Origin of the sequence: Vibrio ichthyoenteri ATCC 700023, assembly GCF_000222605.1 — a bacterium.
GTDB lineage: Bacteria > Pseudomonadota > Gammaproteobacteria > Enterobacterales > Vibrionaceae > Vibrio > Vibrio ichthyoenteri.
Map to the genome: position 1 here is coordinate 1 of NZ_AFWF01000053.1, position 7,593 is coordinate 7,593.

Here is a 7,593-nt window from a genome sequence, read left to right on the forward strand (position 1 = left end):
GGATTAATCATTGGGTATCACCGTGGATTCAAACAAATACAAAACAATTAATAGTGCTACCAAAGAAGACAATGAAAAGTTTAACGACATTCGTTGCAGCACCGTATATCGACCAAAATTACATATTAGCCCTCCTCACGGATTATTAAATGATCCAAATGGATTTTGTTATTTTAACGACCAATACCATCTATTTTACCAATGGTATCCATTTGGCACTATCCATGGCATGAAACATTGGATGCATTTAACATCGAGCGATTTATATTCATGGCAAGAACATGGCAGTAAAATAACTCCGGTAGAGCAATATGAATCCCACGGAGCTTATTCTGGAGCAGCACTTATAGAAGGTGATTCTGCATATCTTTTCTATACTGGTAATATAAAAATGGGTGATGAGCGTGATGCAACTCAGTGCCTCGCGACCTTACATAAAGATAACCAAGTTATAAAATCGCCGCACAATCCGGTTATCTCATCATTCCCACAAGGTTACACTGGCCATGTAAGAGACCCTAAAATCATTAAAGAAGATGATGTGTATTACATGCTGCTTGGTGCTCAGAGAGAAAAAGACCTCAAAGGCTCAATCATTGTTTATTGCTCCAACAACCTGGTAGATTGGACATTAAAAGGCGAGCTTTCCATCGATATTGATGCCGACTTCAACCAAGCTTTTATGTTTGAGTGTCCTGATTTACTTAAGGTTGATGGCCAAGATGTGCTCATTTTTTCTCCTCAAGGTATTACACCAAAACAAGACAAATTCCACAATCGCTATAACGTGGTCTACTGCATCGGTAAGGTTGATTGGCCCTCACTGACTTTTACAGTCACTCATTGGGATGAGCTTGATCGCGGGTTTGATTTCTATGCGCCACAAACGATGGCCAACTCGCCATCTGAGCCAACATTGATCGCATGGGCAGGAACCGACAACAACTTACCCTCAGAACAATATGGTTGGGTTAACTGCTTAACCGCACCAAGAAAATTATCGATTAAAGAGAATAGAGTCCATCAAAGCCTCTTCCCGATCAATAAAAATAATTTAGACCTTACTTTGGAAGGTAAAAAATTAGCCATCGGTGAAGCGGTAAAATTAGAATCAATGTCATTTTTACTCGATATTAATTACTCACAAGATGCAAACCTATCCATTACTATTTTTGACGAGTCAGACAATGAATTTATTTTCACTGTCGATAACAAAAACAAAAGACTCATGATGGACAGAACGAATTACAATCATAACCATCCGGAATATGAATTTGGCTCAGTGCGCTCTTGTTCATTATCAGAACAGAGCGAAAGCTCAACCATTTTTTGTGACCAGAGTATTATCGAAATATTCTCAGACCAAGGACGTGATGTATTTACATCGCTATTTTTCCCATCAAGTGGCGATCAATACTTAAAAATAACCTGTGATGTACCGGTTGAAATAAAAACAACCCTACAGTATGTAAATAAGATCTAGGTAAAAGACTATGAATTATGATGCAATTACCAATGAGATACTCGATAGTATCGGCGGCATTAGTAACATTAAAAACGCAGAATACTGTGCCACTCGCTTACGCTTAATCTTAAACGACAATGACAAAGTCAACGTTGATGAAGCCAAAGGCATTGAGCAAATCAGTGGTTACTTCTACCAATCAGGCCAACACCAATTCATCATTGGAACAGGCAAGGTCACTCACGTCTATAACGCCCTGAAACAAAAACTTGGCGGATCAACCGACGGTGGCGATTTTAAGCAAGACGCATTTTCTGACATGACGATGAGCCAAAAAGTCGTTCGTACGCTTGCTGACATTCTGGTCCCTCTGATCCCAGCTCTTGTCACAACCGGTCTATTAATGGGTTTACGTGGCATGCTGCTGCATTCAGGTGTTGAGTTTTCACCAGAACTGCTAGCACTATTTAGCATGTTAACTGACACTGCATTTGCCTTCTTGCCGGTCTTGATTGCCTTTTCTGCTGCGAAAAAATTTGGTGGTAACCCCGTTATTGCGATTGTGGTTGGCTTAATGATGGTTGCACCACAACTGCCAAACGCATGGGCGGTAGCAAGTGGTGGCGCAGAGCCGATGATGGTCACATTGTTTGGATTTTCTTTCCCATTAGTAGGCTACCAAGGCACGGTTTTACCTGCGATCTTTGCAGGTTGGTTCACCTCTTATCTAGAGAGAAAGCTACGCACTTTTGTTCCAACCAGTATGGATCTTATTATTACTCCATTTATGACCATTACTATTGCGATTGTGGTGATCCTATTTGGCTTTGGTCCGCTACTGCAAAGCATTGAGCATGGCTGTACATCTCTGGTTCGCATGGCGCTTGATCTGCCACTCGGCATTGGTTACATCCTCTATGGTGCTTTCCAACAAATGATCGTTATTACTGGCCTGCATCACGCTCTCGGGGTAATTGAAATTGGTTTATTGAATGACACCGGCTTAAACCCATTGCAACCTCTGGGTACTGCTTCAATGGCTGGTCAATTTGGTGCAGCCATCGCGGTAGCAACACTGTTAAAGAACAAACAGAAAAAGAGCAATGCGTACGGCGCGTCTATGTCGACACTATTTGGTATTACTGAACCGCTACTGTTTGGCGTAAACCTGCAATATGGCAAAGTGTTTTTCTTCGGCATGATTGGTGGTGCAGTCGGAGGCTTAGTGACTTTTATCTTAAATATTAGCGCGACTGGCATGGGGATTACCTTTATCCCGGGTATCTTGCTGTACTCACATTCTCTAACAGCGGTGCTTGGTTACTTAGCGGTTATCGTCAGCGCATTTACGACCTCGTTTATGTTAACGCGCATTTATAATCCAATTAAGAGAACGAAATAACGGCGAATAGTTCCCCTATACGTTATTGTTTTCTTAGCATAATTTTAGGCTCGAAAGTTCACCTTCGGGCCGCTTTATTAGAGTGAAGAATAAGATGAATAAAGTGTGGTTAACGGGTGATGCCGTCGTAGATTTGATACCTGAAACATCAACTACCTATTTAAAATGCCCCGGTGGTGCGCCTGCCAATGTAGCTGTGGGAATTGCGCGCTTAGGTGGTGATTGCGCCTTCTTTGGTCGAGTTGGGCAAGACCCCTTTGGTGTCTTTATGCGTAAGACGTTAGGCGCAGAAGGTGTCGATGTTGCCAAACTTCAGCTAGATCAAGCACAGCGAACGTCCACTGTATTAGTCGATTTAGATAACACGGGCGAGCGAACCTTTACGTTTATGGTCAAGCCAAGTGCCGATCAGTTCGTTGAAAAATCGGATGTCCCTACCTTTACAGCCGGAGAGTGGCTACATACCTGCTCGATCTCATTAGCGAATGAGCCGAGCCGAAGCTCTACTTTGTATGCGCTTGCTGCGATCAAAACGGCCGGCGGCTTTGTCTGCTTTGACCCCAACTTGCGTGAAGAAGTATGGCGCGATCCATCAGAGATCAAACACGTTGTAATGCAAGCTATTACCCTCGCTGACGTGGTGAAGTTTTCTGAAGAAGAGTTGTTATTTTTAACCGATACAACGGATTTAGACAGCGGATTAGCCGCGATCGAATCATACAATATCCCTTTAGTGGTGATTACATTAGGCGCAAAAGGCGCACTAGTGGTATTCAATGGTCAGCAGCGTATCATTTCAGGGATTTCTGTTGAGGTCGTTGACACCACCGGCGCTGGTGATGCGTTTGTATGTGGCTTACTGGCGCAGCTATCACAGCATTCTAAATGGAACAGCAGTGAAGTGGTTGAGAAAGCGGTTCGTTGGGGCAACATTTGTGGCGCATTAGCGACAACGCAAAAAGGCGCAATGACCGCATTACCCACACGACAAGCCCTACTGGCCCTTGAATAAAGTCATACCTCACGAGCAGACTAAAGCGAATTGAAAATAGGAATAAGCCCGCCAATTTTGAGCGGGCTTTTTTAAAGGAGTGAAAACGTCTGTTGCATAGATAGCTAAAAACGTTGCTACGAAAATTGCTAAAAGCATTACTGGAAACATCACTGAAAACATTACTCAAAACGATCCCAGAACAAAAAACCGTCCTGTTTACCTCTCAAAATAACCTTAGCTTCGTTCAACGTACCACGAGCCTTTACATGGCCCGTTGGTCAGAAACCAATCGCCTTGTATTCGGTTGCCTGATGCCGTAGCAGTAAAGCGGTAATCCCAGCGAGCATTTGTCGCATATAGCGTCAATGCCCCTTGCTCATCAATCCAACCTTTCAAGGGAGTACCATTGTAAGTTAGCGTTAGCTGAACAAATCCATCAACCACTTTTCCTGATATCGTTGTACGTTCGCATAGCCAGTTTTTTGAGACGTCTTTTCGTCGCCCTAACCATTCGCCATCAAAATCTTTTGATACTGTAAAGTTGGGGTTTTCTGGTAATTGAGGGAAGGTGGTTGCATGACTAAAACCAAACAGCTGGTACTTGCTCGCCACCATGATCACAACGCCGACACCAAGCGTCAGCCCAACGACTATTCCTTTTCTCATATCTGTCCCTGAAAATGCATTCCATACACGATATTTTACCAACCACAGCCCTGCCAACAAATCGTCCGCTTGTGATCTCAACCCCATTGATGCAAATCTTAAGGATTTCTTAATGTTCGGTTGGCGTTGTTAGGTTAAGCATCCCTCAGCCAATTCTCCAGGCAAAAGCCTGCTTATCGTGAATGGTGTTGAGTGCGATAGCAAAGCAAAGAAGACAAGAAAAGACATTAGGTAAAGTTGATTATATAAACAGTTCCTCAACCAACAATACATAATGCTTGTGTTGATCTAGTTGGCTGCTATTATGTCGCGGTAAACCCTTAATCAGTAGAGGCGCGCTGCCTATCAGTACCCGTGCGGAGGATGATCCCGATGATGCCGGAGAAAGGAGCCAGCGCCGAAGTGACTGCAGTTATCACGCTCAGTTGCTGGGTCTGTGTCGAATAGGCACAGAACTGCCATAGTATTTTTCCTATGGAGCGCTACCTGAAGGGGTAACAAGTCTTTGTCATTCCTTCTGACGTCTTCGTTACACCTCTTTTCGGTAGATCTCCACCTTGTTGTTGTAGGTGTTGAGATTATGAACCTCATAAATTATTCAGACTCTTTGTTGTCTATCGTGCCGCCAGTTTTAGCGGTCATTCTGGCCGTGACGACGCGACGCGTACTGCTGTCGCTCGGAGCTGGCATCACTGCGGGAGCACTGATGTTAAATCAGTATTCACCGCTGGAAACCGCGCATTACTTGTTGGACAACGTGCTCAACCTCGTATGGGCTGATGGGGCATTGAACAGCGAAAACGCCAACATGATCATTTTTATGTTGCTGTTGGGCGCGTTGATCAGCTTAATGAGCGTATCAGGCGCAACTCAAGCTTTCGCAGACTGGGCCGCGGTTCGCTGTAAAGATCGCCGCAGCGCCAAATCCCTAACCGGTTTAATGGTGTTCATCTTCTTTATCGATGATTTTTTTCACAGCCTTTCTGTCGGTGCGATTTGTCGCCCGGTAACCGACCGTTTCCAAATTTCGCGCGCCAAACTGGCTTACCTACTTGATTCTACCGCGGCGCCGGTATGTGTATTGATGCCGATTTCATCATGGGGCGCTTACATCATTGCCCTGATCGGCGGCATCATGGCGGCGCATAACGTAACAGATCAAAGCCCAATTTCAGCCTTCGTAGAAATGATCCCAATGAACCTCTACGCCGTGTTTACATTGGTGATGGTGCTGTGCGTGATTGCATTTCAGCTCGACATTGGCCCAATGCGTAAGCATGAACAATGGGCATTGGAGGGTAAATTGTGGGATGAATCTCGCGGTCGCCCAACCGGTCTAGATATTGAAACACCAGAGAACAGCAACGGCGGCATGATCGATATGGTTCTGCCGATCCTAACCCTCACATTGGCAACCGTGTACTTCATGATTGACTCTGGAGCCTCTGTCCTAACAGCGAAAGGCTTGCCATTTAGCGTAATCGGCTCATTTGAAAACACCAACGTCGGTTCTTCACTGGTTTACGGTGCGATGTGCAGCTTAGTGGTTTCTATCTCTCTCGCATTGCGTTTGAAACTCAGCGCTAAAACCTGGTTGCAAGCTGCGCCTCAAGGTATCAGTGCCATGATGCCAGCGATTGTGATCCTGTTCTTTGCATGGACCATCGGTGCGGTGGTACGTGACATGAAAACAGGTATGTACCTAGCGTCGATGGCGAACGGTAACATCCCGGTAGAAATGCTACCAGCGGTAGTGTTTGTCCTATCTTGTGCCATGGCTTTTGCGACCGGCACCAGTTGGGGTACATTTGGCATCATGCTGCCTTTGGCGGGTGATATTGCTGCAGCCAGTGACATTCAAATGCTATTGCCAATGCTGGCCGCCGTATTAGCTGGTGCGGTATTTGGTGACCACAGCTCTCCTATCTCAAGCACCAGTATTCTCTCGGCAACGGGCGCAGGCTGCCACCATATGGATCATGTTCTAACCCAGCTACCCTACGCAACTTCAGTAGCATTCGGTGCCCTACTAGGTTACGTGGCGATTGGTTACACTCATTCTACGTGGATTGGTGTGGCGGTGAGCGGCGCTTGGTTCTTGTTATTTTGCTTGTACGCAATGCGAAAAAACCAACCTATTATGGCAACAGCCAAAGCGTAATCCGTTGACACTGAAAGCAACTTGCTTTGCACTTCACAACTAGCCAAATGCCCGCTAATGACTTCGCGGGCATTTTTCCATGTGCAGGAAGCTCATCTGCTATCGCATATGTCCCTCTATATATTTATCCAGTCGTTATTTAATCCGTTTCAACTCCATCGCCTTCTTTCGATATTGAGAAGGAGAGCAGCCCTGCCACACTTTAAATGCTCGATTGAAGTTAGAAAGATCGCTATAGCCACAGAGCCAAGCGACTTCTTCTGGTTTTAGAAGATCATGACCTAACAGTGAAATCGCCATATCACTTCTTGCTCTATCACGAAGAGACTTGAATGTAGCGCCGTGCTCCACAAACCGTCGATGAAGTGTTCGCTCAGATAAACCCAATAGCTTAGCTAACCAACGAACATTAAACCAAGGCAATACACAATAGGTCTGACACAGCCTTGTGACACTCTCGGTCCAATCGATGCCAATGTTCGTGTCTGCTATTGGGAGAAAATCGTCGGTTACAGGAATTTGAATGCCGCCGAAAGGCTGTGCGAAATCGACTTTTGAGCTTTCTAAGTTTGAGGCGTATGCCTGCCCTATATGGAATGGGATCGTCATTAATACCCTTTTCGGCCGCCACTCTCTACCCAGTAATCGTCGACAGACAGAAAGTAATGCGAACGTACGAAACCACTCTGCTTGTTCATAACCTGGTGTCGATGGATGATAAGCTCCGCGGTGACATAAGTACCACAGACCGTCTACTTGCTCTGCCCACATTGACACATGGCTATTCAATGAAGGCATCACATCCATCAGTTTATGAATCGCATCCTCAATATTCTGGCATTGCAAAAGCGCATGTTCTAATTCTGTTGAGATTTGCGCCAGCGAGATTAATTGTCCAACCTCTA

6 protein-coding genes and 1 riboswitch are annotated in these 7,593 nt (G+C 45.2%); of the genes, 4 read left to right on the forward strand and 2 right to left on the reverse strand.

All coding sequences use genetic code 11. The features are described from left to right. Positions 1–22 precede the first annotated feature (22 nt). From RH85_RS05360 to RH85_RS05370, 3 genes are all read left to right on the forward strand, one after another. The gene (locus RH85_RS05360) at positions 23–1,483 is read left to right on the forward strand and encodes a glycoside hydrolase family 32 protein (RefSeq protein WP_039948659.1); all 1,461 of its coding nucleotides are present in this window, start codon (positions 23–25) and stop codon (positions 1,481–1,483) included. Between the two features lie 10 nt (positions 1,484–1,493). Then, the gene (locus RH85_RS05365) at positions 1,494–2,867 is read left to right on the forward strand and encodes a PTS transporter subunit EIIC (RefSeq protein WP_006711186.1); all 1,374 of its coding nucleotides are present in this window, start codon (positions 1,494–1,496) and stop codon (positions 2,865–2,867) included. A gap of 94 nt (positions 2,868–2,961) precedes the next feature. Further along, the gene (locus tag RH85_RS05370) at positions 2,962–3,879 is read left to right on the forward strand and encodes an aminoimidazole riboside kinase (protein WP_006711187.1); all 918 of its coding nucleotides are present in this window, start codon (positions 2,962–2,964) and stop codon (positions 3,877–3,879) included. A 216-nt stretch (positions 3,880–4,095) separates the two neighbouring features. Here RH85_RS05370 and RH85_RS05375 read toward each other — a convergent pair whose 3' ends face one another. Next, on the reverse strand, positions 4,096–4,527 hold the full coding sequence (locus RH85_RS05375; protein ID WP_039948661.1) for a hypothetical protein: 432 nt from the start codon (positions 4,525–4,527) through the stop codon (positions 4,096–4,098). Between the two features lie 320 nt (positions 4,528–4,847). After that, positions 4,848–5,020, forward strand: a riboswitch (Lysine riboswitch). Between the two features lie 87 nt (positions 5,021–5,107). On the opposite strand from RH85_RS05375, the gene RH85_RS05380 reads away from it, so the two are divergent. Then, positions 5,108–6,688: a Na+/H+ antiporter NhaC family protein gene (locus tag RH85_RS05380; protein WP_006711189.1), complete on the forward strand. Its 1,581-nt coding sequence runs from the start codon at positions 5,108–5,110 to the stop codon at positions 6,686–6,688. A 135-nt stretch (positions 6,689–6,823) separates the two neighbouring features. Here the strand turns inward: RH85_RS05380 and RH85_RS05385 are convergent. Next, positions 6,824–7,593: helix-turn-helix domain-containing protein (locus RH85_RS05385; protein ID WP_006711190.1), on the reverse strand; the 770-nt coding region annotated here is incomplete at its 5' end.

Bases quoted from the DNA above. Each gene is read 5' to 3' on its own strand.
- RH85_RS05365 (WP_006711186.1), top strand. From the start codon at position 1,494: ATGAATTATGATGCAATTACCAATGAGATACTCGATAGTATCGGCGGC.
- RH85_RS05370 (WP_006711187.1), top strand. From the start codon at position 2,962: ATGAATAAAGTGTGGTTAACGGGTGATGCCGTCGTAGATTTGATACCT.
- RH85_RS05375 (WP_039948661.1), bottom strand. From the start codon at position 4,527: ATGAGAAAAGGAATAGTCGTTGGGCTGACGCTTGGTGTCGGCGTTGTG.
- RH85_RS05380 (WP_006711189.1), top strand. From the start codon at position 5,108: ATGAACCTCATAAATTATTCAGACTCTTTGTTGTCTATCGTGCCGCCA.